Annotated in this window: 23 protein-coding genes; 11 read left to right on the top strand and 12 right to left on the bottom strand. The window is 69.7% G+C overall.

What is annotated here, in order from left to right; all coding sequences use genetic code 11:
- Positions 1-38 precede the first annotated feature (38 nt).
- From F3S47_RS14625 to F3S47_RS14610, 4 genes are all read right to left on the bottom strand, one after another.
- Positions 39-398, bottom strand: a complete 360-nt coding sequence (locus F3S47_RS14625; RefSeq protein WP_150446015.1) for a VOC family protein — start codon at positions 396-398, stop codon at positions 39-41.
- The gene (locus tag F3S47_RS14620; RefSeq protein ID WP_223877837.1) at positions 398-1,192 is read right to left on the bottom strand and encodes a metallophosphoesterase family protein; all 795 of its coding nucleotides are present in this window, start codon (positions 1,190-1,192) and stop codon (positions 398-400) included. Before F3S47_RS14620 ends, F3S47_RS14625 begins: the two co-directional genes overlap by 1 nt.
- 62 nt (positions 1,193-1,254) lie before the next feature.
- Positions 1,255-2,850 carry a phosphoglycerate dehydrogenase gene (gene serA / locus F3S47_RS14615; RefSeq protein WP_150446014.1) on the bottom strand — a complete coding sequence of 532 codons (1,596 nt, stop codon included), beginning with the start codon at positions 2,848-2,850 and terminating at the stop codon, positions 1,255-1,257.
- Between the two features lie 101 nt (positions 2,851-2,951).
- Entirely contained in the window at positions 2,952-4,106 is a 1,155-nt protein-coding gene (locus F3S47_RS14610) for a phosphoserine transaminase (protein ID WP_150446013.1), read from the bottom strand.
- Positions 4,107-4,365: 259 nt separating this feature from the next.
- On the opposite strand from F3S47_RS14610, the gene serB reads away from it, so the two are divergent.
- The 4 genes from serB to F3S47_RS14595 all read left to right on the top strand — a co-directional run bounded on the left by serB (position 4,366) and on the right by F3S47_RS14595 (position 7,662).
- On the top strand, positions 4,366-5,262 hold the full coding sequence (serB, locus tag F3S47_RS14605) for a phosphoserine phosphatase SerB (protein WP_150446012.1): 897 nt from the start codon (positions 4,366-4,368) through the stop codon (positions 5,260-5,262).
- Positions 5,263-5,417: 155 nt separating this feature from the next.
- Positions 5,418-5,570, top strand: a complete 153-nt coding sequence (locus F3S47_RS19455) for a hypothetical protein (RefSeq protein WP_191090205.1) — start codon at positions 5,418-5,420, stop codon at positions 5,568-5,570.
- 71 nt (positions 5,571-5,641) lie between these two features.
- Positions 5,642-6,262, top strand: coding sequence for a TetR/AcrR family transcriptional regulator (locus F3S47_RS14600; protein WP_150446011.1), 621 nt, complete (start codon positions 5,642-5,644; stop codon positions 6,260-6,262).
- Positions 6,263-6,510: 248 nt separating this feature from the next.
- Positions 6,511-7,662 (top strand): Hint domain-containing protein, encoded by a 1,152-nt coding sequence (locus F3S47_RS14595; protein WP_191090204.1) that lies wholly within the window; start codon positions 6,511-6,513, stop codon positions 7,660-7,662.
- Positions 7,663-7,666: 4 nt separating this feature from the next.
- Here F3S47_RS14595 and F3S47_RS14590 read toward each other — a convergent pair whose 3' ends face one another.
- Together F3S47_RS14590 and F3S47_RS14585 are read right to left on the bottom strand one after the other, a co-directional pair.
- Positions 7,667-8,377 (bottom strand): NYN domain-containing protein, encoded by a 711-nt coding sequence (locus F3S47_RS14590; RefSeq protein WP_150446009.1) that lies wholly within the window; start codon positions 8,375-8,377, stop codon positions 7,667-7,669.
- A gap of 149 nt (positions 8,378-8,526) precedes the next feature.
- Positions 8,527-9,639: an S-(hydroxymethyl)glutathione dehydrogenase/class III alcohol dehydrogenase gene (locus F3S47_RS14585; RefSeq protein ID WP_150446008.1), complete on the bottom strand. Its 1,113-nt coding sequence runs from the start codon at positions 9,637-9,639 to the stop codon at positions 8,527-8,529.
- Between the two features lie 114 nt (positions 9,640-9,753).
- Between F3S47_RS14585 and F3S47_RS14580 the strand changes: the two genes are divergently transcribed.
- The 4 genes from F3S47_RS14580 (at position 9,754) to F3S47_RS14565 (ending at position 11,285) form a co-directional block, all read left to right on the top strand.
- Positions 9,754-10,101 (top strand): hypothetical protein, encoded by a 348-nt coding sequence (locus tag F3S47_RS14580; protein WP_150446007.1) that lies wholly within the window; start codon positions 9,754-9,756, stop codon positions 10,099-10,101.
- Positions 10,098-10,382 carry an I78 family peptidase inhibitor gene (locus F3S47_RS14575; protein ID WP_150446006.1) on the top strand — a complete coding sequence of 95 codons (285 nt, stop codon included), beginning with the start codon at positions 10,098-10,100 and terminating at the stop codon, positions 10,380-10,382. The genes F3S47_RS14580 and F3S47_RS14575 overlap by 4 nt, the downstream gene beginning before the upstream one ends.
- Positions 10,383-10,398: 16 nt before the next feature.
- A complete protein-coding gene (locus F3S47_RS14570) occupies positions 10,399-10,680 on the top strand; it encodes an I78 family peptidase inhibitor (RefSeq protein WP_191090203.1) in 282 nt (93 codons plus the stop codon).
- Between the two features lie 260 nt (positions 10,681-10,940).
- Positions 10,941-11,285, top strand: coding sequence for a DUF2794 domain-containing protein (locus tag F3S47_RS14565; RefSeq protein ID WP_150446004.1), 345 nt, complete (start codon positions 10,941-10,943; stop codon positions 11,283-11,285).
- 4 nt (positions 11,286-11,289) lie between these two features.
- On the opposite strand, the gene pbpC is transcribed toward F3S47_RS14565, so the two are convergent.
- From pbpC to F3S47_RS14535, 6 genes are all read right to left on the bottom strand, one after another.
- Positions 11,290-13,323 carry a penicillin-binding protein 1C gene (gene pbpC / locus F3S47_RS14560; protein ID WP_150446003.1) on the bottom strand — a complete coding sequence of 678 codons (2,034 nt, stop codon included), beginning with the start codon at positions 13,321-13,323 and terminating at the stop codon, positions 11,290-11,292.
- Positions 13,320-18,746 (bottom strand): alpha-2-macroglobulin family protein, encoded by a 5,427-nt coding sequence (locus F3S47_RS14555; protein ID WP_150446002.1) that lies wholly within the window; start codon positions 18,744-18,746, stop codon positions 13,320-13,322. Before F3S47_RS14555 ends, pbpC begins: the two co-directional genes overlap by 4 nt.
- Before the next feature lie 205 nt (positions 18,747-18,951).
- A complete protein-coding gene (gene yaaA / locus F3S47_RS14550; RefSeq protein WP_150446001.1) occupies positions 18,952-19,725 on the bottom strand; it encodes a peroxide stress protein YaaA in 774 nt (257 codons plus the stop codon).
- A gap of 51 nt (positions 19,726-19,776) precedes the next feature.
- A complete protein-coding gene (locus F3S47_RS14545) occupies positions 19,777-20,010 on the bottom strand; it encodes a DUF1413 domain-containing protein (protein ID WP_150446000.1) in 234 nt (77 codons plus the stop codon).
- 36 nt (positions 20,011-20,046) lie between these two features.
- A complete protein-coding gene (gene recQ, locus F3S47_RS14540; protein ID WP_150445999.1) occupies positions 20,047-22,083 on the bottom strand; it encodes a DNA helicase RecQ in 2,037 nt (678 codons plus the stop codon).
- 117 nt (positions 22,084-22,200) lie between these two features.
- The gene (locus F3S47_RS14535; protein ID WP_150445998.1) at positions 22,201-22,488 is read right to left on the bottom strand and encodes a YggT family protein; all 288 of its coding nucleotides are present in this window, start codon (positions 22,486-22,488) and stop codon (positions 22,201-22,203) included.
- A gap of 134 nt (positions 22,489-22,622) precedes the next feature.
- Here F3S47_RS14535 and F3S47_RS14530 point away from each other — a divergent pair, with 134 nt between their 5' ends.
- From F3S47_RS14530 to mepA, 3 genes are read left to right on the top strand one after another with little or no spacing between them, the layout of a single operon-like run.
- Complete coding sequence (locus F3S47_RS14530) at positions 22,623-23,180, top strand: acyl-CoA thioesterase (protein WP_150445997.1); 558 nt, start codon at positions 22,623-22,625, stop codon at positions 23,178-23,180.
- A gap of 54 nt (positions 23,181-23,234) precedes the next feature.
- The gene (locus tag F3S47_RS14525) at positions 23,235-24,629 is read left to right on the top strand and encodes an MFS transporter (protein ID WP_150445996.1); all 1,395 of its coding nucleotides are present in this window, start codon (positions 23,235-23,237) and stop codon (positions 24,627-24,629) included.
- Entirely contained in the window at positions 24,599-25,537 is a 939-nt protein-coding gene (gene mepA, locus F3S47_RS14520) for a penicillin-insensitive murein endopeptidase (protein WP_150445995.1), read from the top strand. Before F3S47_RS14525 ends, mepA begins: the two co-directional genes overlap by 31 nt.
- The last annotated feature ends 4 nt before the right edge of the window (positions 25,538-25,541 follow it).

The raw sequence follows: 25,541 nt of genomic DNA, 5'->3' as shown, positions 1-25,541 counted from the left end.
GCTTGCCCGGCGCGGCCCGCAGGGCCGCCCCGCATCCTTCAGGCAGATGCCGGCGCCATGAACTCGAGCCGGTTGCCGAAGGGATCGTCGCAATAGAACCTTTCGCGCCCGGCGATGGCCTCGTCCGGCCGAACGGCGTGCCCTGCACCCGACAGTCGCTCTGCCAGGGCCGGGAGGTCGGCCACCACCAGACAGGGATGCGCCTTCAGCGCGGGCGCGAAGCCGCTCTCGACCCCGAGATGCAGCTCCGCGCCGTCGAGCGCGAGCCAGAGACCGCCGCGCCTGGCCAGACCGGGCGGCTTGGAGATCTCGGAAAGACCCAACAGGTCGCACCAGAAGGCGCGCGCCTTCGCCTCGCCGCCGGGCGGAATCGCGAGCTGGACGTGGTCGAGCCGCATCAGGCCGGGGCCGCGAGCGGCGCCCGACCCCGGTCGGTCAGCCGATGCCAGGCCCCTCCGTCGAAGACGCAGGGCACGAGCGGCCGCCCGGCGCCCGCACCGCCGTCGATGTCGATGCGGTTTCCGAAGTGGGTGGGCGTCTCGACCATGGTGTGACCGTGGACGACGAGCCAGCCGAAGTCCCCGTCGAAATCGAGGAAGCCCTCGCGGATCCAGATCAGGTCGTCCTCGGCCTGCTCCTCCAGCGGCACGCCGGGACGGATCCCGGCATGGACGAAGAGATGCGGACCGTCCTCGATCCAGAGCGGCAAGCTCTCGAGGAACTCGATGTGGGACCGGGGGATCCGCTCGATCGCCAGCCGCTGGATATCGGCGAGCGCCCGGACCCCGATGCCGTCGATGCCGTAGGAGGCGAGTGTCGCGTCTCCGCCGAGAGCGGAGTGGAACCAGCCCTTGCCCGACTTCACGTTCTCGTCGTGCTGCTCGCAGTCGTGGTAGAACCGCACGAGCATCCGGTCGTGGTTGCCGAGTATGAACCGCCAGGGACGGCCCGCGTCGCGCCCGGCGATCAGCCGGTCGAGGACGCCGCGGCTGTCGGGGCCCCGGTCGGAGTAGTCGCCGAGAAAGATGATCGGCGCCTCCGGACCGCCGTCGGCCTCCACCAGGGCGAGCGCCCGTTCGAGTTCCGACAGCTGGCCGTGAATGTCGCCGATGGCATAGAGGGGCTGGGTGATGTCGCGTCCTCCGGTTCCGGGGCCGCTAAGGGCGGCCCCGCTCGGCTCCGCATCGACCACCGGCCGGGAGCGGGGTCAAGCGCGGATGCGCGCCGGCGCCGCGAAGCGCCGGCGCGACGGCGTCAGGCCACGTCGAAGGTCAGGTTCTTGACCTGACCGAAAAGACCCGTGTCCCGGAGCGCGTCCAGAGCATGGGCGGGCACGGGGTCGTCGACATAGAGCAGCGCGATGGCCTCTCCGTTCCGGGCAGACCGGCCCAGGGTAAAGTTGGCGATGTTCACGCCGTTCGACCCCATGGTGTTGCCGAGCGCGCCGATGATGCCCGGCTCGTCGTTGTTGGTCGTGTAGACCATGTGGCGGCCGATCTCGGCATCGATGTTGATGCCCTTGATCTGGATGAACCGGGGCTTGCCGTCCGAGAAAACCGTCCCGGCGATGGAGCGCTCCCGCGTGGGCGTCACGACGGTCACCTTGATGTAGCCCTCGAATGCACCGGACTGGTCCTGCTTGGTGGTGGAGATCTTCACCCCGCGCTCCTTCGCGATCACCGGAGCGGAGACCATGTTCACGTCGGGGTTCGTGGTGGCCATGATCCCGGCCACGGTCGAGGAGGTGAGCGCACCGAGGTTCATCGTGCTCGCCTCGCCGTCGAAGAGGATGTTGATCGCCTTGATCGGCTCGTCCGTCATCTGGCCGATGAACTGCCCGAGGTGGCCCGAGAGCTTGATCCAGGGACCCATGACCTTGGCCTCCTCGGCGGTGACCGAGGGCATGTTCAGCGCGTTCTGCACCGCGCCGGTCAGCAGGTAGTCGGACATCTGCTCGGCGACCTGGAGCGCCACGTTTTCCTGCGCCTCGGTGGTGGCGGCCCCGAGATGCGGCGTGCAGACCACGTTCGGCAGCCCGAAGAGCGGATTCTCCTTGGCCGGTTCCTCGGCGAAGACGTCGAAGGCCGCGCCCGCGACATGGCCGTCCTTGAGGGCATCGGCCAGGGCCTGCTCGTCCACCAGTCCGCCGCGGGCGCAGTTGATGATGCGCACGCCCTTCTTGGTCTTGGCGAGGTTCTCGCGGCCCAGGATGTTCTTGGTCTGGTCGGTGAGCGGAACGTGCAGGGTGATGAAGTCGGACCGCTTGAGCAGCGTCTCGAGGTCGACCTTCTCGACGCCCATCTCGGTCGCGCGCTCCTCGGAAAGGTAGGGGTCGTAGGCGATGACCTTCATCCGCAGACCGAGCGCGCGGGCGCAGACGATGGAGCCGATGTTGCCCGCGCCGATGACGCCGAGCGTCTTGCCGGTCAGCTCGACGCCCATGAACTTCGACTTCTCCCACTTGCCCGCGTGGGTGGAGGCGCTGGCTTCGGGGATCTGCCGGGCCACGGCGAACATCATCGCGATGGCGTGCTCGGCGGTGGTGATCATGTTCCCGAAGGGCGTGTTCATCACGATGATGCCCTTCTTGGAGGCCTCGGGGATGTCGACGTTGTCGACGCCGATGCCGGCCCGGCCGATGACCTTGAGGTTGTCCGCGGCGGCGATGACCTTCTCGGTCACCTTGGTGGCGGAACGGATGGCGAGGCCGTCGTACTGGCCGATGACCTCGAGGAGCTTGTCCTTGTCCTTGCCGAGGTCGGGCTGGAAGTCGACGTCGATGCCGCGGTCGCGGAAGATCTGCACGGCAGCGTCGGAGAGCTTGTCGGAAATGAGAACGCGGGGGGCCATTACGTGTGGTCCTTTGTCTTATCCGTAGCGAGCCGGGCTGAAGCCCGGCCTACGGCGATTTGCGTGAATGCTGGTGTAGGCCGGGCTTCAGCCCGGCCATGTCATGCGGATTCGGTCTGGGCTTCGAGCTCGGCGTGGAAGGCCCACTCGATCCAGGGCAGGAGCGCCTCGATGTCGGAGGTCTCCACCGTGGCGCCGCACCAGATGCGCAGGCCGGCCGGCGCGTCGCGGTAGGCGCCGACGTCGAGCGCGACGCCCTCGGCCTCCAGCCGCTTCTGCACGGCCTTGGCGAAGCCCGCGCCGTCGGCGATGCGGTCGTCCGTGAACTTAAGGCAGACCGAGGTGTTCGAGCGCGTCGCCGGGTCCTGCGCCAGGTTGGCGATCCAGTCGCGGCTATCGCAGAAGTCCCAGATCGCCTGCGCGTTGGCGTCGGCGCGGGCCATGAGGGCCTTCAGGCCGCCGATCTGCTCGGCCCAGTCGAGCGCGACGAGGTAGTCCTCGACCGCGAGCATCGAGGGGGTGTTGATCGTCTCGCCCCGGAAAATGCCCTCGTTCAGCTTGCCGCCCTTGGTCATGCGGAAGATCTTGGGCAGCGGCCAGGCGGGGGTGTAGCTCTCCAGCCGCTCGACGGCGCGGGGGGAGAGGATCAGCATGCCGTGCGCGGCCTCGCCGCCCATGACCTTCTGCCAGGAGAAGGTGACGACATCGAGCTTGTCCCAGGGCAGGTCCTGCGCGAAGGCGGCGGAGGTCGCGTCGCAGATCGTGAGGCCCTCGCGGTCCGCGGGGATCGCGTCGCCGTTCGGGACGCGCACGCCGGAAGTGGTGCCGTTCCAGGTGAAGACCACGTCGGTCGCGTAGTCGAGGGAGGCCATGTCGACGATCTCGCCGTAGCCGGCTTCCTTCACCTCGGCGTCGATCTTGAGCTGCTTGACCACGTCGGTCACCCAGCCGGCGCCGAAGCTTTCCCAGGCGACCATGGTCGCCTTGCGGGCACCGAGCATGGACCACATGGCCATCTCGACCGCGCCGGTGTCGGAGGCGGGTACGATCCCGATGCGGTAGTCGGCGGGAACGCCCAGGATGTCGCGCGTCCGCTCGATGGCGGCGGCGAGCTTCTCCTTGCCGATTGCGGCCCGGTGCGAGCGGCCGAGCGCGGCGCCGGAGAGCTTGTCGAGCGTGAATGTGGGGGGCTTGGCGCAGGGGCCGGAGGAAAAACGCGGGTTTGCCGGCCGCGTGCCGGGTGTCGTCGGTGCCATTTCTGATACCCTCTCAGATATACGCCCCTCGTTGGGGAGGGGTGTCCCACCGCGGCATCTACGGCGCGGGTGGCGCTGCGGCAAGCCGCGAAATCGGGCAGGACGCCGGAATCGGCGGCACGGACCGCGGCGGATGGACACTATCGGAAACCCGGGGCTCCGGTTCCGGGCGGGGTAGAGGTATTTGGAGCTAGATGAAGCAGGGGGTTGCACCGGAGCGGGGAGGTCTGTTTCTGGAGACGACCGAGGAGGACCGGACATGTTCACCGTCACGATGATCGCGAAACCCGGCGCGCTGGCGCCGGAGATGGTCCACTCGCTGCGGAACGCCTGGGGCGGCGGCGACGCCGTCTGGCTCGCGCCCGACGAGGCGGCGGAGTTCCCGGTTCGCCGCGTTCCGAACCACTGGGAGGACGTCTGGTCCTCGCTGCAGGAGCAGGGCGCGGACCTCTGCATCCAGCGCACCGGGCACCGGCGCAAGCAGCTGCTGATCGCCGACATGGACAGCACGATGATCGGCCAGGAGTGCATCGACGAGCTCGCCGACGCGGCGGGCGTGGGCGAGAAGGTCTCCGACATCACACGACGCGCCATGAACGGCGAGCTCGATTTCGAGGGCGCCCTGATCGAGCGGGTCGCCCTGCTGGAAGGTCTCGAGGCCGGGGTGGTCGACCGGGTGCTGGAAGAGCGGATCACGCTCACTCCCGGCGGCAAACCACTTCTGGCGACGATGAAGGCCAACGGCGCGCATACCGTCCTGGTCTCCGGCGGCTTCACCGCCTTCGCGGAGCCCCTGGGCGCCGAACTGGGCTTCGACGAGGTGCAGGCCAACAGGCTGATCGTCGAGGGCGGCAAGCTCACCGGGGAAGCCGCGCCGCCGATCCTCGGTCGCGAGGCCAAGGTCGAGGCCCTCGAACGGGCCTGCCGGGCCAAGGGGATCTCCCCCCGGGAGGCCATGGCGGTGGGCGACGGCGCGAACGACCTCGGCATGCTGGAGCTCGCCGGGACCGGTGTCGCGCTGCACGCCAAGCCTTCGGTGCAGGCCGCCTGCAAGCTCCGGGTCAATCACGGCGACCTGAGCGCGCTGCTCTACCTGCAGGGCTATTCCAAGGGCGATTTCCTGCATCCGCCCGAGCCCGAAGACTACGCGGTCTAGGGCACCGGGCGCGCGGGAGCCGCCACCACGTCAGTTAATGTCAGGAGCGCGCGGGACTGGCCGCCCCATCCGCCGGATTCGTGGTAAACTGCTCGCGGACAGTGACACTCATCGACCCTTTCTTGTTCCAGGTTCAACGAAGAAAGGTCCAGACCATGCGCCGTATTCTCATGCTCTGCCTCCTTGTCCTGCCCCTTCCCGCGAGTGCGGTGAGCTTCGACCTGCCGCACCTGTTCTACCCGGAGCCCGCAACGCCTCCGCCCCCGCCGCCCTCCATCGAGCCGACGGTCGAACTCCCACAGCAGTGATGGCGAGCCGCGCTTGTGGGAACCGCCGGGACTGGACTAGGGTTTTCCATTAGGTTGGAGGAGACCCCCAGATGCCCGACGGCGCCCAGGCTGAGATCAAGCGCGGCCGCAAGTTCGACCAGGTGCTCGAGGGCGCGCGGGATGTCTTCATGAGCGACGGGTTCGAGGGTGCCAGCGTCGACGAGATCGCGAAGCGGGCGGGCGTCTCCAAGGCGACGCTCTACAGCTATTTCACCGACAAGCGGCTTCTCTTCCTCGAGGTCGCCAAATCCGAGTGCGCCCGGCAGGCCGACAGCGCGGTGCACCAGGTCGACATGTCCGGCTCACCGCGCGAGGTCCTCCGCGACATCGGCTGGCGGATGATCGAGTTCGTGACCTCGGACTTCGGGCAGCGGGTCTTCCGTCTCTGCGTCGCCGAATCCGAGCGCTTTCCCCAGCTGGGGCGCGAATTCTACGAGAACGGCCCGCTCCTCGTAAGAAAGAAACTGCTGAGCTACTTCGACGAGTCGATCGCGCGAGGAGAGCTGAGGATCGACGACCGCGAACTCGCCGCGGACCAGTTCCACGAGCTCTGCAAGGCCGACCTCTTTCCGCGGCTCGTGTTCTCTATGGCCCGGAGCTTCGACGCAGAAGAGAAGCGCCGCGTCGTCGAGGGCGCGGTGGAGACCTTCATGGCCCGCTACGGGACCTGATTCTCCCAAGGCCGGCTCCACAATGCGACCGGCCGGCCCCGACTGTTTCCCACGCCAGCACGCGCTCCGTACAAAAACGGCAGGAGAGCGCCCAAAGACCGCCCCGAAGCAGGCACAACCATGAATTGTATTCCCCGCCGCCGCGTGTACCTGTACTAAAGTACATGTTCCGGGAGGCGCGGGGGCACCGCCCGGACCGACGGTACGAGTGGAGAGGGTTGAGCGCATCATGTTGGCGGAGGATCCCCATGCCCGAACGAGTGACTGAAACGCACGACGTCCACATCTTCAGTGGCGGGCTCTTCGCGGCTGAACTGAACCGGACGCCGACGGACTTCTCCCGGCCCGTTCCGCGCAGCCTGGTGTTCGACGACCGGCCCGGCCGTCGGTCCGATCCTCCCGGGCTTCCGGTGAAGGTCGGCAAGGAGACGGTCAACCGCGTCACCACGGGCCGCGCCTCTATCTCGCTAGCGCTCGGCGGCGGCCTCGTCGCCCGCCCGCCGGAGTCGATCCGGGTCCACGCCTACGAGACCAACTGCGGCATGACCTTCGTCCGCTTTCCCGACGACGACCTCTCTCACCTGCTCGAAAGCCTCGAGCGGACGATCCTCGACAATCCGGAACTCGACCGGTCCATCGACCGGCAGGAGATCGCGGATGTCTCGGCCCACCTTCGCCGCACCGCCCGTCTCGACCTCGAGCTGGGGCGGCAGCCCGATCTCTCCGGCTGCTTCGCGCCCGAGACCATGATCCTGACGCGCCGGGGCGAGATCCGGGCAGACGAGCTGAAGATCGGCGACGAGGTCATCACCCGCGACCGCGGCTACGAGCCGATCCGCTGGATCGGCCGCAAGCGGGTGGCCGCGACGGGGCGCTCCGCGCCGGTGGAAATCGCGCCGCACGTCCTCGGCAACGAACGCACGCTTCGCCTGCCGTCTCCGCACCGGGTCCTGGTAACCGGCTGGGCTGCAGAGATCCTCACGGGCGAGCAGGAGGTCATGGTCTCTGTGGGCGACCTCGCCGACGGCCACGAGATCTCTGTCCGCGACGGAGGCACGGTGGACTACGTGGGCTTCCTGCTGGACCGGCCGGAGGTGGTCTTCGCCGACATGGCGCTCTGCAGCTCGCTCGAGCCCGAAGGCCTGTCGCGGATGGACCTCGACTGCGTCGGCGCCGACTGTGCACCGGAGGGTCGCCGCATCCTCACGCCGGAGGAGGGACGCGCGCTCGGCATCGTCATGTCGGACGCCCGCGCCTCGGGCCGGCCGAGCATGAGCCCGCCGCGGATTCCGCGCCACACCGGACCGGTGGAGGAGGACGAGGACGTGCGTCCCTACCCCACGGTTCGCCGGGTGCCGGGCATGACGCTGCTCTATCCCACCGCGCGCAAGCGGGCCTGAGCCTCTAGTCCAGCCGCCGCACGAGGAGCTGGTTGTCGGGCCCGCGCTTGGTCTCGAAGACCTTCAGTTCCTTGACGAGGTCCGACAGCTTCTTCTTGCCGTAGGTACGGGTGTCGAAGTCCGGGTCGGCGGCGGTGATGTACTGGCCGAGAGGGCCCAGGGCGTACCACTCGTCGTCCTGCTCGATCGCGTCCATGGCGCGCAGGATGATATCGCGCGCCTCGACCGGGGATTTTGCCTTGGCCTCGATCTTCTGCGGCTTCTCCTCCTGCTCGGTCGCGCCGATGTTCTCGAGAAAGATGAAGCGTTTGCAGGCCTTGCGGAAGGCGTCGGGCGTCTTCTTCTGGCCGATGCCGTAGACGTCGAGACCCTGTTCGCGGATGCGGCTGGCGAGCCGGGTGAAGTCGCTGTCGGAGCTGACCAGCACGAAGCCGTTGAAGCGCCCGGTGTGCATCAGGTCCATCGCGTCGATCACGAGGCTGATGTCGGAGGAGTTCTTGCCGACCGTGTTCGCCGGCGAGTGGTGCGGGACGATCCCGTGCTCCGCCTGGACCCGGTTCCAGCCGGCCATCTGCTGGCTGGAGAAGTCGCCGTAGCAGCGGCGGACGGAGGCCTCGCCAAGACCGGCGATCTCCTCGAGGATCGCGCCGATATGCTTGGGAGAGGTGTTGTCCGCGTCGATGAGCACGGCGAGGAGAGGGCGGTCGACTGGCATGGGACTCCGACTTCAGAAATAGGGCTGCGCGACCCTATCCGGCCTCGCCCGCCGTGGCGAGGGGGGGACCAAGCGGCCACGAGAGAACGGCGCGTCGCCCGGCTGCGAGACGCCCCGAGGGCGGGCACGCCGGGCGACGCCTCTATCGCTCAGTAGAGGACCACGGACCGGATCGACTTGCCCTCGTGCATGAGGTCGAAGCCCTTGTTGATCTCGTCGAGGCCCATGGTGTGGGTGATCATCGGATCGATCTCGATCTTCCCCTCCATGTACCAGTCGACGATCTTCGGCACGTCGGTGCGGCCGCGGGCGCCGCCGAAGGCGGTGCCGCGCCAGGAGCGGCCGGTCACGAGCTGGAAGGGACGGGTGGAGATCTCGGCGCCGGCGGGAGCGACACCGATGATGATCGATTCGCCCCAGCCCTTGTGTGCGGACTCCAGCGCCGTGCGCATGACGCCCACGTTGCCCGTCGCGTCGAAGGTGTAGTCCGCGCCGCCCTTGGTCAGATTGACCAGGTAGGGGACGAGGTCGCCTTCCACCTCCGAGGGGTTCACGAAGTCGGTCATGCCGAACCGCTCGGCCATGGCCTTCTTCTCGGGGTTCAGGTCGACACCGACGATCTGGTCCGCCCCGGCAAGCCGCAGGCCCTGGATCACGTTGAGGCCGATGCCGCCCAGGCCGAAGACGATGCAGCGGGAACCGATCTCGACCTTGGCGGTGTTGATCACCGCGCCGATGCCGGTGGTGACGCCGCAGCCGATGTAGCAGATCTTGTCGAAGGGCGCGTCCTCCCGGACCTTTGCCAGCGCGATCTCCGGCAGGACCGTGTGGTTCGAGAAGGTCGAGCAGCCCATGTAGTGCAGGATCTCGTCACCATCGAGCGTGCTGAAGCGCGACGATCCGTCGGGCATCTTGCCCTGCCCCTGGGTCGTCCGGACCGCCTGGCAGAGGTTGGTCTTCGGGTTGAGGCAGTATTCGCACTCGCGGCACTCGGGCGTGTAGAGCGGGATGACGTGGTCGCCGGGCTTCACGCTGGTGACACCCTCGCCCACCTCCATCACGACGCCCGCGCCCTCGTGGCCCAGGATCGCCGGGAAGAGACCCTCGGGGTCGGCGCCCGAACGGGTGAACTCGTCGGTGTGGCAGAGGCCAGTGGCCTTGATCTCCACGAGGACTTCGCCGGCGCGCGGGCCTTCGAGGTTCACGTCCATGATTTCGAGCGGCTCTCCGGCCTTCGTGGCCACTGCGGCGCGGGTCTTCATCCCGACCTCCCTGCTTGCATGTCTTTCGCGCAACGCTGCGGCAGGAATGGCCGCGACGCAACCTGTCATCGACTTGCGCCGCGCGCGCGATCGCGCCTAGCTGCGGCCATGAAAATGCGTGCCCTTCTTGCCTGCCTCGCCCTCGCCGCCTGCGACGAGTCCATGCTGATGACGACCGGCCCGGTGACGGTCGGAGAGGAGACCGCCGGGGCCGCCGCTCCGCCGCCGCCTCCCCCTCCGTTCCAGCCCCGCCAGCCCGAGGTGGGCGACAACTCCGACCCCTGCGGCGCGGGCTCGTACCTGGGCCTCATTGGCCGTGACGCCTCGACCGTCGGCATCGGCGAAAGCGAGCAGCTCCGCTTCCTCCGCCCCGGCATGGAAGCCGGAGAGGTCGCGGTGCCCTCGCGCATCACGGTGGTCGTCGAGCCGTCGGGCATGATCTCCCGGGTCTACTGCGGATGAGGCGGGCCGCGCTCGCGGCTCTCGCACTCCTTCTCGCCGCCTGCGGCGCGCCCTCGGTGCCGCCCGGCCCGCCGGTTCCGGCGCCGGGCGAGGACACCTGCGGCGCATCGCCCTACACGGGTCTCGTCGGCCGCGACGGCACCGCGCTGGAGCGGGTGCTCATCATGCGCCAGGTCAGGGTGATCCGGCCCGGAGATGCGATTTCCGAGGACCTCAGACCCGCCCGGATCAATTTCGTTATCGGAGGGGACGGATCCATCGCCCGCATCTACTGCGGCTGACCCGAAGGAGTCCCACATGATTCGCATCGCAAGCCTTCCCGCCGCCGCCCTGGCGACGCTCGCCGCCTGCGACACAGCTCCCGGTACGCCGGTCGAGACTGCTCCACAGGAGGACACCTGCAACGCCGACCAGCTCTCGGACGACATCGGCCGCAACGTGGGCGAGCTCGAGATCACGGCCACGGGCCCGGTCCGCACCCTCGGACCGAACGACGCGCGCACGATGGATTTCGTGCCCGAGCGCCTGAATCTGGAAGTCGATGCCGAGGGCAACCTCGTCCGCGCCTTCTGCGGCTAGGGCCGCCGGCGCGCGCGAAAGAACCGCTCGCGTCGGGGCACATCGGCCCGCCGCGAGCGGTGCGTCACCATGCCTTGGAAACTGAACGAAGACCCGAAGCACCGGCTGGGTGGGGGCAATGACGCGGCGCCCCGGGCCTCCGTTCAGGCCTTCTATGTGACGCAGGGGAATGGCGAAGGTGAGGCGGACCGGCGGTCATTCGCGGGCAGGACGCCGCGCCCTCTCTTGATTTGCCGCGGCAAAGACGCAACTCTTTCACCATGACCCTTCAGCCTCCCGTCCCGTTTCCGACGCCACGCGGCGAGGAACGGGTCAGTTTCCACCGCACCGAACTGTCCGTGATCCTCGCCGTCTACGGCAGGATGGTCGCCGCCGGCGAGTGGCGCGACTACGGCATCTCGGCGCTGCGGGACGTCGCCATTTTCTCGGTCTTCCGGCGCACCGCCGAACAGCCGCTCTACCGGATCGAGAAGCGGCCCCGGCTGCGGCTCAAGCAGGGCCAGTATTCGGTCATCGGCATGGACGGACGGATCCTGAAGCGGGGCAACGACCTGAAGCAGGTGCTGCGCGTGCTGGAGCGCAAGCTGATCCGCGCGGTCGACTGACCGGTCAGCGCATCTCGACCGAGACCCGCGCCGCACGTCCCTCCGCGTCGATCACCGTCAGCCGCGAGAACCCCCGACCGATCTCCCCCACAGGGATCTCGCGCCGCTGCGCCCGGGCGACAGGCCTGCCGTTCGCCAGCACCGTGAAGGGCGCCTCTCCGTCCCGGACCTTCACCACGAGCATCTCGCCCTCGACGATGGCTCCCTCCGGCGGAAAGGCGATCTGCGGACCCTCGGGCGCCACGACCTCGCCCGGCGGGCGGAAGCGCTGCAGCGCCTGGGGCAGGCGCGCGTTGGAAACCAGCAGCGTTTCCGGAGGCGGGGGCGGTAGTGGCTCGATCTCGCCGATCCGCTCAAAGGCCGAGAACATGACCGGCGCAGCGAGCCCGCCGCCGTAGATGCCGGGTACCGGCGTGCCGTCCGCCCGGCCCATCCAGACACCGACCACATGCGCCCCGTCGAAGCCGAGCGCCCAGGCGTCCCGGTAGCCGTAGGACGTCCCGGTCTTGTAGGCGATCCCCTCGCCCAGCACGCCGGACGGACGCGGCGCATCACGCAGGATGTCGGCGATCTGCCAGGCGGCCGCCCTGTTCATCATCCGCCGGGGCAGGAAGCCCTCGGTCGGATTGGGCCGCACCCGCAGATCCACGGCCTCTCCGCCGCGGGCGAGCGCGGCGAAGGCGCGCGTGAGGTCCTCCAGCGTGACGCCGATCCCGCCCAGCGCCACCGCGAGCCCCGGCTTGCCGCCGGGGAGATCGGGCTCGGCTCCGGCCCGGCGCAGCGCGGTCAGGAGATGCTGTGGCCCGAGGGCCTCCAGCACCTGAACGACGGGAACGTTGAGCGACAGCTGAAGCGCGCGCCGGACCGTCAGCTCGCCGCGGAAGATCCCGTCGAAGTTCTGCGGCGCGTAGCCGTCGAAGCTCACGGGACGGTCGGCGATGAGCGTCTCGGGGTGCGCGAGCCCCTGGTCGAAGGCCAGCCCGTAGATCAGCGGCTTCAGCGTGGAGCCCGGCGACCGCAGGGCCTGGGTCATGTCCACGAATCCCTGCCGCCCGTCCGCGCGGTAGGCGGCCGATCCGACCTGCGCCAGGACCTCGCCGCTGCGGTGATCGGCCACGATCATCGCGACCTGCATCCTGTCGCCCGATCCACGCACAGCGTCCGCCGCCAGTTCCTCCAGCGAGGCCTGCAGCCCGGCGTCGATTGTCAGCTGGTGCGTGCCCGCCACCGGGTCTTCCTGTGCAATTCGCTCTGCGAGGTGCGCGGCAAGGGCCGGAAAGTCGTGGCGTCGGCGAGGAGAGGCCTCCGTCAGCGCGGCCTCCGTCGTGGCCCCGGTCAGGACCCCGTCGCGCACCATTCGCCGCAGGACCCGGTCCCGTGCAGCCCGCGCCGCCTCGGGGTCGCGGTCGGGACGGCGCGCCTCCGGCGACTGCGGCAGGGCGACGAGCAGCGCCGCCTGCGCCGGGGTCAGCCGGGCGGGCGGCTTGCGGAAGTAGGCGATGGAGGCGGCACGGACGCCTTCGAGGTTCCCGCCGAATGGCGCGCGATTGAGGTAGAGCGTGAGGATCTCGCGTTTCGACAGCCGCCGCTCCAGCGCCAGAGCCACGCGGATCTGGCGCAGCTTGCCCTCGAGCTGTCCCGTGGGCCCGTCCTCGAGGATCCGCGCCACCTGCATCGTCAGCGTCGAGCCGCCGGAAACGATCCGGCCCGACCGGAGCGCCTGCGCCACCGCCCGGGTCATGGCGACGAGATCGACCCCGCCGTGGTCCCAGAAGCGCTTGTCCTCGTAGCGCACGAGCATGTCGACGTAGCGCGGATCGACGCCGTCGTAGGCCACCGCCAGCCGCCAGCGCCCGTCGGCGACGAGGAAAGGACGCAGCAGCACGCCGTCCCGGTCGATGACCTCGACGGAAGTCTCGGCGACGAGCGGCGGAAGTTCCGTCGCCTCGACCCAGCGGTCGAAGGCGTCGCGTCCCGCCGCGAGAAGACCGAGGACGACGACCAGCGCCCAGAGCCAGTAGGCCGGGCGTCGGCTCATTCGACGACGATCACCCGGCCCGCGTCGGTATTCGCGCGCATGTCGGGCCGGTACATGTCCTCGACGCTCGCCGCCGGGTGGTGGAACTCGCCCGGGCTGACGGCGCGCACGACGTAGGCCAGGCGGAAGGGCTCACCGGACCGGTGGTTCACCGCGCCGAGGAACCGGTCGGATCGGAACTCCGCCGCCTCGGTCTCGGCGGTCTCCAGCCAGGCAAGCGCAGAGATATCGCCCCCGCGGATCAGGTTCGGGTTGTCGATCTCGAAGCCCGCCGGAAGCGGATCGCTTACCATGAGTCGCCCTTCCCGCTCGCCGAAGGGCGTGACCTCCAGCACCGTCACGAGCCGGGTGCCGGTCCGCAGGCCGGAGGGCTGCGCTGCCTCGCCGTCCATCGTGTAGTAGCTGCGTCGGATCGCGTAGCCGTTCCCGCCGGCGGTCAGCGGCTCCTCCGGCACACCGAAGCTGTGCAGGGTGAGCTCGGTGTCCGCGCCTCGGTTCTCGAAAATCACCGGTTCCGCGTCCGCCTCGTCCTCGCGCAGGTGGACGAGCGGTCCTTCGGGCTCCTCGCCGTTCACGAGCACGCCGGTGTCGCGGAGATCGTCGATCAGCGCATCGGCTGCCATGAGCTGCCAGGCGGCCTCCTGGGTGGAGGCGCGGCCGGGCCGGGCAATAGCCTCTGCCAGCAGGTCTCGGTCCACCGCGTTGCTGCCCGCCTCCACGGCGAGGGTCAGGACCGCCGCGGCGTCGCGCCGATCCGTGCCGAAGTCCGTGCGCCATAGGGCCGGCTCCTCGCGGTCGAGGCGGAGCGTCATCATCGAGGCCGCGCGGGCGAACATCTCGTCGGCCCGCCTCTGCTCGCCGTACTGCGCCAGCGCCGCGCCGAGCTGGGCGAGCGCCATTGGCGTGCCGAAGTCCACGGCCTTCTCGTCCGCGTAGTAGCGCAGGTCGCCGATGGCCGCCGCTCCCTCGCGGGCGAGGACGAGAAGGGCATAGGCGAGGTCGGTCCCTCCGGCATCGAAGTCGGGATAGTAGTTCACCCGGTTCCGCAGGTTGTCGATCGCCATCGAGAAGGCGACATCGGACACCTCGTGCCCCCGGGCCCGGGCCTTGGAGAGAAAGTCGGTCACGTAGGCGTCGAGCCAGAGATCACCCGCGTAGGGCCCCCAGAGCCCGAAGGCCCCGTTGCGGTCCTGCCGTCCGAGGATCGCCGTGATCGCCTCGTCTATGCGGGCGTCGATGCCCTCGCCCGTCCCGAGGTCCATCGCCTCGGCGACCGCGCCGAAGTAGAGCAGCGGCAGGGCCTGCGAGGCGATCTGCTCGGTGCAGCCGTAGGGATACCGGTCGAGCATGGCGAGCAGGCCCGGTGCGTCGAACCGCGCGAGCGGCCCGACCGACAGCGTCGCCGTCCCGGTCCCGGGCCGGAAGCCCGCGAAGACCTGGTCGTCGAAGGTGAATACGTCGCCCCGGGCCAGCGTGAAGCGCGAGGTGCGCGAGATCTCGGGATCGTTCACGACGACCGGCAGCGTCAGCTCCTGCACGAGTTCCGTCCCGTCCGGCGTCGTCGCCGTCAGCGCGATCTCGTATGTCCCTGCCTCGTCTCCGGCCGTGATCGGGAGGGACCGGGTGAAAGCGCCACCTTCGGCCACATCGCCGCCGAAGAGCGTCGCGGGCATCGGGACCTCGAGACCCTCGGACTCCACGTCGAGCGTGACGAGGCCGGTCGGCCCCGAGGCATGGGTCACCTCGATGAGCATCCGGCTCCGGTCACCTGGCGCGAGGAAGCGCGGTACCGTCGCGTTGACCACGACCGGGTCGCGCACCAGCACCTCGGCCTCCGCCTCGCCCACACCGGAGGGCGACCAGGCGACCGCCATCAGCCGCACCGTCCCGTTGAACGCCGGGAGGTCGAAGGAGACCGTCGCGCGCCCGTCCTCCGCTACCGTCACCGGCCCTTCGAAGTAGGCCAGCAGCTCATCCGTCGGCGGCGGCGACCGGGTCGACTGGATCGCGCCCGCGTCCCCGCCGGACCGGACCTCGCCCATCACCCCCGTCATCCCGTCCAGCAGCCGGCCATAGACGTCGCGCAGCTCGATCCCGAGCTTGCGCTGGCCGAAGTAGTGGTCCGATGGGTCGGGGCTCTCGAAGCCGGTGAGGTTCAGGATGCCGACGTCCACGGCGGCGAGCGTCACATACGCCTCCTCTCCGGCCGCCACGCCGTCGACCGCGACACTCACGTCAAGAGGCGCGCGCGGATTGGCGGTGTTTGGTGCCTCGATGCTCACGCCCAGCGCCTTGTCGCCCGGATCGACCGAGGCATGGGCGAGCCCGAGCGCGCGCGCCGGATTCCGGTCCTGCTCCACATCCATCGGTCGCAGGACCGAGGCGGTGACATAGGCGCCCGTGCCCCAGTCTTCGGTCACCGGGATCGAGATGCGGTTCTCGCCGGCCTCGACCTCGACCGCTTGAAGGGAGATCACCCGGTTCGACAGGACCGAAACCAGCGCGGTCCCGGCGTAGCGCGGCACGATCCGAAGGGTCGCGGTCTCACCGACGGAATAGCGCGGCGCGTCCAGGGAGGTCTCCAGCAGGTCCGGCGTCGAGGAGGCGTCCGCCGGGGCGTACCATCCGGCGTAGAAATCGACGGAGGAGGCCAGGTATTCGCCTCCAGTCCGCTCCACGATCAGTTCGTACTGGCCCCACTCGACCGGCGCCGAAACGCTCACCGGACCGTTGCCGAGCACCGCCTCACCCGTCGCGATGCGCTCGCGCGACGTGATGGGCTCCCAGTTCCAGCGCCCCTCGACGTTGTACCATTGGTAACGCGTCTCGATGCGGTTGAGCGTCCAGGTCACCTCCATCTCCGCGGGCTCCAGCGAACTGTCGAGGCCGATGAGACTGAACGCCGCCTCCTGCCCTTCGCCGAGGACGCCGTCGAACTCCGGCCGGATGCCGATCAACTCGCCGTCCGGCAGCACGCGCGCCTCGGCCTCCCTCTCCACCGGCCGGCCCGAGAGCTCCTGCACCCGGAGGGTCGCCCGCAGATCCAAGGGACGCCCGCCCACCTCAGCCTGCGGGATCGACAGGTCGATCACGACCGAGCCGTCCTCTCCCGTCGTCCAGCCCTCGCCGATGCTCTCGGCCACGGCATCGAAGGGCGCATCGTGAAGACCGAAAACAAACCCCGGAAAGTCCGCCAGCCCCTCCGCCGCCGAGAGCAGAACCTCGCCTTCGACCTCCAGCCCCGCCGCCGGCGCGCCGAAGAGGTAGTCCGCCTGCACCTCCAGGGGCGGCCGGTCGCCCTGCCGCACCTCCTCGGGCAGGTCGAGCGCGACATCGATCCGCTCCGGAAGGAAGTCCTCGACCAGTACCGGCTCGCTGGCGAGCGGCGGCGCCTCGGCATCCGCGTGCAGCGCCACGGACCAGACCCCGCGCGGCGCGCTCGGGCCCACCTCCAGCGCGAAGACATGCCCGCCCGCCGCGCCGCTACGAGACACCTCGCGCAGGTACTCCACCCCGTCGGGCCGCGTCAGCACCGCCGTCAGCGGCACGTCCTCGACCGCCCGGGCCCCGTCGTCGCGCATCAGCCCGGTGACGTGGATGGTCTCGCCCGCCCGGTAGGCCCCGCGATCCGTCGCGAGGAAGACGTCCACCGGCGGCGCGGGTTCGCGCCCCTCCACCCCGCGGTCGGACAGATCGAAGGCGGGCCCGGTCAGGGAGAGGAACGACATGTCCCCCTCGGCCTCGGCCAGTACCAGTGCCGGCGCCTGTGGACCGGTCCCGCGTGTGAGACCCGGCTCGAAGCGCGCGATACCCCCGGCGTCGGTCTCGACGGTGCCCAGAACGCTGTTCGCGCGGTTCACCAGCCGCACCTCTATCCCCGCCGCGGCGGAGGCGTCGCCCAGGTGCCGCACGACCACGGTCAGCCCGTCCGCGCCCTGCATGGTCGTGAGCCCGAGGTCGGTCAGCACGAACCACTGCGTCGCTGCCGGGCTCTCGTTCGGATCGCTCCCCGGCACCCGCGCCCGCAGCACGTAGACGCCCGCCTCCTGCCCCTCGATGGCCTCGGCCAACGGCAGGCGGGTGGTGATGTCGCGGTTGACCTCCGTCCGCACCTCGGCGGTGCCCTCCCAGACCGGTACACCGATCTGGTCCTCGAAGTAGCCTTCCTCGTAGGCGTAGAGCGGGCTGGCGAAGAGGTCCTCCTGCATGGTCCGCACGAGGTTGCGGTCCGACACGCGGTGCAGCTCCAGGTCGACCTCCCCGGTGTTCACGGTCTCAACCGGCAGAGCCGCGTCGCCGGTCCGGGGCAAAACGTAGCCGCGGCCCGCGAAGCGCACCCCGGGCGCGCGGTCGCGGACGTAGAGCGTCAGCTCCACAGGCCGGATCAGGCTCTCGCCGCTCTCCGCCGGGAGCCCCTCCCGCAGGACGAGCCGGTAGCGGGCGCCGTGCTCCACCCCGTCGACGCAAAGCTGCTGTCCCTGTGCCTCGACCGTCAGCGTCGTCTCGGGCAGCTGGACGTAGGGCGCGTAGTCGACACCCGCCTCCGCCAGGTCCTCCGAGAACTCCGCGCAGATCCGCGGCCGCGCGCTGTCGCTCTCGACAGAGGTACCGACCACCCGGAAGCCGTAGCGCCCGATGGCCTCGTTCAGGCGGGTCTCCGTGTCGCGGCGGAACTGCGCCTCCTGGGCGAGCCTGAGGGCGTCGATCATCTGCCGCCCGCGCCCGTCCTCCTCCAGCGCCCCCGCCAGAACGGCGAGCGCCGTGTGCTCCTGCGCGCCGGAGCGCGCCCGCAGGTAGGCGTTGACCGCCGCGGGCAGCGCACGATCCCGGATGCGCTGCCGCTCGGCCCCGTTCTCCACCTGCGCGCCAAGCGCCAGCTCGGCGTAGTCGGTCCAGAGCTCGGCGCTGTCGAGCACCGCCAGCGCCGCACCGGTGAACATGAGGGCGCCCAGCGTATCGCCGCGCTGCCGCAGCTCGGAGGCCACGGCGAGGAGCCCCTGCGGGCCGTTCTCGTCGGTCGAATGCAGCCGCCCCAGGGTCTGCGCAAGGTCGTGGGCCCGCTCGAGGTCGGCGGGCCACAGGAAGTCGAGCCGCGGCACCTTCGCCTCCGCCGCGGCGAGCACGCCCGGGTCGGTGGGATAGATCCGCGCCGACACCGCCCCGTCGTAGCCCTGCACCTCGGTCACCGCGCTCTTGGGAAAGCACGATCCGCTGCGCTGGTTGTAGGTGAAGGCCACGCACTGGTCGTCGGAGAGGCAGGCCGCCTGGCAGGCGTCCAACGTCGTGTCGAAGATATTGGCGAGGTCGGAGCCGTAGAAGTCCAGGTTGCGGGAGACCACCACCCGCTTGTCCGGGATGGCCTCCTGCGCGGCTGCGGCGAGCGGAAGGATCGCGGCGAAACAGAAGACCAGACTGCGGATCATCGCGGGCACCCCCGTCAAGCAACTGGGCGATCATCCCACGAGCCGCCACGAGCTGGCAACGATTCCCGCCCTCCGCGCTTCGCCCCCGTTCATCTTCTGGGCGGAAATATCCCGGGGTCCGGGGCAGCGCCCCGGCGGCACGGGGCCGCCGCAGGCGGCGCCGTGCAGATCATGACTGCGCCGCAGGCGCAGGCCGCTGGATCGCTCAGGCCGAGGGATAGTCCCGCACGAAGACCGGCGCCTCCGGCGTGCTGGCCTCGCCATCGTAGCGGTAGCCGCCGCTGTCGAAATCGCGGAGCCCCGCCTCGGTGGTCACGCGCTGGTCGATCACGAAGCGCGCCATCGCCCCACGCGCCCGCTTGGCGTAGAAACTCACGGTCTGACGCTTGCCGTCCTTCTCTTCCAGGAACTGCGGCGTCACGACCCGGAGCTTCAGCGCCGGGCGGTCCGCGGCGCCGAAGTATTCCTGGCTCGCGCAGTTGAGCAGGAGGTCGGAGCCGAGCGCCTCGGCCTGGGTGTTCAGCGCCTCGGCGATCTCGTCACCCCAGAAGGCATAGAGGTCCTTGCCACGCCGCGTCTTGAGCCTCGAGCCCATCTCCAGCCGGTAGGGCTGGATGCCGTCCCTCGGGCGCAGCAGGCCGTAGAGGCCGGAAAGGATCCGCAGGTGGTCCTGCGCCCAGTCCATGCCCGCGTCGTCGAGGCTGCCTGCGTCGAGCCCCTGGTAGGTGTCGCCGGCGAAGATCAGGGCGGCCGGCTTCACATCGCCCTCCCTGGGCTCGGCCTTGAAGTCGCGGAACCGGTCGCGGTTGAGCTTCGCGAGGTCGTCGGAGATCGACATCAGCGACTTGAGCTCCTTGAGCGTCATGTTGCGCGCCCGCTTGGCGAGCCGCAGCGCCTCGTCGCCGAACCGCGGCTTGGTGGAGCGCAGGCCGACGGGCTCTTCATTCAAGGACTTGGCGGGCGAAATGACGACGAGCATGGTTCCCCTCTTTACGGCAGTCCCGCATACCTACGGCTCGGGGCCATGGCGTCAACGCGTCCCGGCCTTGCGGTAGACCCGTCCGCCGCCGGCCTTGCGGCCCGTGTCGGAAACCCCTCGGAAGGTGCCCTCCCGGACGAGGTCCAGGAAGCGGTGCCCGAGCTTCACCTTCTCGCCGATGGGCAGGCGCTCCCACTCCGGTCCGTAGACCTCGGGAAAGTGGAACTCTCCGGCCGCGCGGCCGGCCAGCACCCGGCGCAGCCTCTCGATCGTCCGCTCGTCCATGCCTGTTCCCATATCACAGCGATGGGGAGGCGCCGGTCACTCCGCAGCGCTCAGGACCTCAAGGAACGCCGGGCCGAAGCGTTCCGCGTGCCGCTGTCCCAGCAGCCGTTCGAGCGCGGCCTCGTCCCGCGGCTTCGACTGCGCGACCCGGGCGAGGACCTTGGCCGAGCAGGAGAGCGGCTTCTCCGTCCCGTCCTCGCCCCGTGCGAGATCGGCCTGCACCGCGAGCAGGCGGTCGTAGAGCGTCCCCTCGCGCCGGCCGGCGAGCCGGGCGCGCGCCGGGTGCATCTGCTCCGCCTCGCCCGCGATCACCTCCAGGAAGGCGCGGCCGTAGCTGTCGAGCTTCTTCGCGCCGACTCCCCCGATCCGCGCCATCTCGTCGAGGCTGCCGGGCCGGGTCTCGGCCATCTCGATCAGAGAACGGTCGTTGAAGATGATGTAGGCCGGCACGCCCTGCGCCTCGGCCAGGGCCCGCCGCTTGGCCTTGAGCGCGGAGAGCAGCGGCGCGTCCTCGTCCGAGACCAGCGTCTTCACCTGCCGCTCCGCCTTGGCGACGCGGATGGTGTCGCGGCGCAGCCGGACCTCCTGCTCTCCCCGCAGGATGGGCCGGGCCTTCTCGGTCATCCTGAGGGCCCCGTGCCGCTCGGGGTCCGGGCGCATGAGGTCGAGCCCCATCATCTGCCGGAAGACGGCCTGCCATTCGCCCTTCGAATACTCCGTGCCGACACCGAAGGTCGGCAGGCTGTCGTGTCCGCGCTGCCGGACCTTCTCGGTCTCGTTGCCCATGACAATGTCGATGAGATGGCCCGCGCCGAAATTTTCGCCTGTCCGTAGCGCCGCCGAGAGCGCCATCCGCACCGGCGTCGTCGCGTCGAAGACCTCGGGCGGGCTGTCGCAGAGATCGCAGCCGCCGCAGGTTTCCACGCTCTCGCCGAAGTAGGACAGCAGCGTCGTCCGCCGGCATTCCAGCGCCTCCGCAAGACCCAGCAGGGCGTTGAGTCGCCCATGGTCGGCCTGCTTGCGCTCGGGCGGGGCGAGACCCTCGTCGATCTGCTGGCGGCGGTAGCGGATGTCCTCGGGTCCGAAGAGCGTCAGCGTCTCCGCCGCCGCCCCGTCCCGGCCCGCGCGGCCGATCTCCTGGTAGTAGGCCTCGATCGACTTGGGCAGGTCGGCGTGGGCGACCCAGCGGATGTCGGGCTTGTCGATGCCCATGCCGAAGGCCACCGTCGCCACGACGATCAGCCCGTCCTCCTGCTGGAAGCGGCGCTCGACCTCGCGCCGGTCATCGGCCTCCATCCCGCCGTGGTAATGACAGGCGGCGTGCCCGGCTTCGCGGAGCGCGCCGGCGAGGCTCTCGGTCTTGGCCCGGGTGCCGCAGTAGACGATGCCGGACTGCCCCTTCCGGGCGGCGGCAAAGGCCAGGATCTGCCGACGCGGCTGATCCTTCACCGCGAAGGCGAGATGGATGTTCGGCCGGTCGAAGCCGCGCAGGAACATCTCGGGCGTCTCGCCGGCAAAGAGCTTGGCCACGATCTCGTCGCGGGTCTCGGCATCCGCGGTCGCGGTGAAGGCGGCGAGCGGCACGCCCAGCTCTCGCCGAAGGTCACCGATGCGCAGGTAGTCGGGGCGGAAGTCGTGGCCCCACTGGCTGACGCAATGCGCCTCGTCCACGGCGATCAGGCTCACGCCGATCCGGCGCAGCATGTGCTGGGCCGCGCCCGAGGCCAGTCGTTCGGGCGCCATGTAGAGGAGCTTGAGCCGCCCGTCCTCCAGCGACTGCCAGACCGCGTCGCGCTCTTCGTCGGTATCGCCCGAGGTCAGCGCGCCGGCCTCGACCCCGGCCTCGCGCAGCCCGCGAACCTGGTCCCGCATGAGCGCGATGAGCGGTGAGATCACCACCGTCACGCCCTCGCGCATCAGTGCGGGCAACTGGTAGCAGAGAGACTTGCCCCCGCCCGTCGGCATGATCGCGAGCGTATTGCGGCCCTCTGCTACCGCCTCCACGATCTCGGCCTGCCCGGGACGGAAGGCGTCGAATCCGAAGACATCGCGGAGAAGCGTCGCGGCACTCATGGGGGGCAGCCTGTCAGGTCTGGGTGTTCTGCTCGTTAATCGCAGACTCCCATAGGCCGCGGGGCCGGGCAAGACCGGCCGGGCGCGGCGGGCCGAATGCCGCGCCCTCTCCTGCACTCAGAGGAAGAGCGCGACGTTGTTCCTGAGGATGATCTCGAGCGCGTAGACCCCGAGAAGCGCCACCAGGGGCGAGAGGTCGAGCCCGCCCATGTCGGGCAGGACGCGCCGGATGGGGCCGTAGATCGGCTCGAGCAGGCGGTTGAGGCCGTACCAGATCTGGCCGACGAGCTGCTGGCGGACGTTCAGGACCTGGAAGGAAATCAGCCAGGACATGATGAAATGCACGATGATGAAGAAGCGGACGACGCCGAGCAGCAGCATCAGGATTTCGTAGAGAGATTGCATGTCCCGTCCCTTCAGGTCTCGTCCGTTCCGAGGCCACCTAAGCACTTGCACACCAACGGGCAATCCCCCGACACCACGTCAGGGTTGACGCCTGCGTCAGGTGGGACCACCCGAGAGGCCAAAGGAGTCCGCCCATGTACCCGATCCCGCGCCTCTGGTGGCAGTTCTTCTCGCACCGCAAATCCCCGGCGATCAGCCTGACGGACGAGCACGTCAGCAGCCACATCTGCTGGCCCTGGGACCTCGACATCTGGTGGGAGCTGAACAACGGCCGGACCCTCACGCTCTACGATCTCGGGCGGCTGCCCATGGCGCGGCGGGCCGGGATGATCGGCGTGCTCAAGAAGAACGGCTGGGGCCTGACGGTCGCGGGCTCGACCACGCGCTACCGTCGCAGGGTCCGCGCCTTCGACCGGATCACCATGCGCAGCCGCGTCGCCGGGTGGGACGAGCGCTTCTTCTACATGGAACAGAGCATGTGGAAGACCAACGGCGACTGCGCGAGCCATGTCCTCATCCGCTCGGCCTTCGTCGGCAAGTCGGGCATCGTCGATCCGAACGAGGTCATGGCCGCCATGGGCCACGAGGGCCCGGCGATGCGGCCCGCCCCATGGATCGAGGCCTGGATCGAGGCGGAGGCGCAGCGCCCCTGGCCGCCGATGCAGGAGACGGCGGGCGCCCCCTCGGCCTGACACGCTTGCCGCCGGGCGCGCTTTGCCCTTTGATCCCCGCCGAGGGAGAGCGGCATGACGGGCGAGCGCAGACGCATCTGGGGCTGGATGGCCTTCGACTGGGCTGCCCAGCCCTTCTACACGCTGGGCCTCACCTTCATCTTCGGGCCCTACTTCGCCTCCGTCGCGACCGAGGTCTTCGCCGGTGAAGGACTGAGCCCCGAGGCGGCCGACGCCCGCGCGCAGTCCGTCTGGGCCCTGGCGCAGACTGTGGCCGGGCTCTTCATCGCCTCCGCGGGGCCGGTCCTCGGCGCCTATGCCGACAGCACCGGACGGCGGATGCCCTGGATCCTGCTCTTCTCGGCGATCTACGTGGCCACCACGGCGGCGCTCTGGTTCATGGTGCCGGACGGCTCGGCGCTCTGGTTCTGCCTGTGGTCCTTCGCGCTGGCCTTCGTCGCCGCCGAGTTCGCGCTGATCTTCGTCAACGCCCAGCTCCCCTCGCTCGGCGCGGAGTCCGCCATCGGCAAGATCTCGGGCACCGGCGCCAGCCTTGGCTACTGGGGCGGGGTCGCCTCGCTCGCGATCATGCTGGTCTTCTTCTTCGAGGCGAACGAAGAGGCGGGCACAACGCTGCTCGGCACGCCGCCTGCCTTCGGGCTCGACCCCGAGGCACGCGAAGGCACCCGTATCGTCGGGCCCTTCATCGCCGCCTGGTTCGTCATCTTCATGATCCCCTATTTCGCCTGGGTTCGCGAACCGGCCCCCGCAGTGAAGCAGGGCGGCGTGCGGGAGGCGCTCTCCGACCTCTGGACCAGCATCCGGGGCATCGCTCACCGCGACAGCCTCAAGGGCTTTCTGCTGAGCTCCATGTTCTACCGCGACGCGCTCAACGCGCTCTACGGCTTCGGCGGGGTCTACGCCGTTCTCGTGCTCGACTGGTCGCTCACGCAGATCGCCGTCTTCGGCATCGTCGGCGCCATCACGGCGGGGATCGCCACCTACGTCGGCGGGCTCTTCGACGCGCGCTTCGGCCCCCGGCCGGTGATCATCACCTGCATCCTGATCCTGACGGGCGTCTGCACCGTGATCGTCGGCATGACCCGGGAGTTCCTGCTGGGCATCCCGCTGGCGCCGGGATCGGCTGTGCCGGACGTGACCTTCTACGTCTGCGGCGCGGCGATCGGCGGGGCGGGCGGCGCGATCTACGCGGCCTCCCGGTCGATGATGGTGCGGCATACCCATCCCGACCGCCCGACCGAGGCCTTCGGGCTCTTCGCCCTCTCGGGCAAGGCCACGTCCTTCCTCGCGCCCGCGATGATCGGGACCTTCACGGCGATCACCCAGTCGCCCCGCCTCGGTATCGCGCCCGTCATTCTCCTTTTCGCGATGGGTCTTTGTCTGCTACTCTTCGTCAACAAGAACGGAGACCGAGCAGCATGGTCCGAACCCTCGCCCTCTTCGGCCTGATCCTGGGCCTAAGTGCCTGTCAGACCGGCACGACCACCTCCACCGTCTCGGCGCAGAACGCCAATCCGGGTGCGCCGCCGGCCACCGCGGCGGCGATGGATCCCTCCGACGGACGCGTCGCCAAGGAGGTCTTCGGCTACCTTTCGACCGCCTCGGTGCAGTCGTCTGAGAGCTTCGGCGGATATTCGCGCGGCTGCCAGGCCGGCGCGGTGCAGCTCCCCGAGACCGGGCCCACCTGGCAGGCGATGCGGCTCAGCCGCAACCGCAACTGGGCACAGCCCGTCACCGTGGACTTCGTGCAGGACCTTTCCCGCTTCGCCGCCACACTGCCCGGCTGGAACGGGCTCTACGTCGGCGACATGAGCCAGCCGCGCGGGGGGCCGATGCTCTCGGGTCACGCGAGCCACCAGACCGGCCTCGACGCCGACATCTGGATGCGCGCGCCCGAGCGCCTGGACCTGCCGCCGCAGGCGCGGGAGTCGATCTCCTCGATCTCCATGCGCCGGGCCGAGGGCGCCTACGTCAACGACAACTGGACCCCGCAGCACATGGCGCTGCTCCGGGCCGCCGCCTCCGACCCGAGGGTCGCGCGGATCTTCGTCTTCCCGGGCGCCAAGACCTGGATGTGCGCGAACGAGACCGGCAACCGCGACTGGCTGCGCAAGATCCGCCCCTGGTGGGGGCATCACTACCACTTCCACGTCCGCCTCTCCTGCCCGCCCGGCGCCACCGGATGCGAGGACCAGGCGCCGCCGCCCCCGGGCGACGGCTGCGACGAGGCGCAGGGCTGGGTCGACCGGATCCTGAACCCTCCGCCGCCGGACCCGGACGCCCCGTCGGCTCCGCCGCGCGGGCCGGTCACGATGGCCCAGCTCCCGGCCCAGTGCCACGACGTCGCCGCGAACTGATCGC

This window comes from Histidinibacterium aquaticum (genome assembly GCF_008710275.1).
GTDB classification, from domain to species: domain Bacteria; phylum Pseudomonadota; class Alphaproteobacteria; order Rhodobacterales; family Rhodobacteraceae; genus Oceanicola; species Oceanicola aquaticus.
The sequence above is the reverse complement of the archived record's forward strand: the minus strand, read 5'-3'. Positions and strand labels throughout refer to the sequence as shown.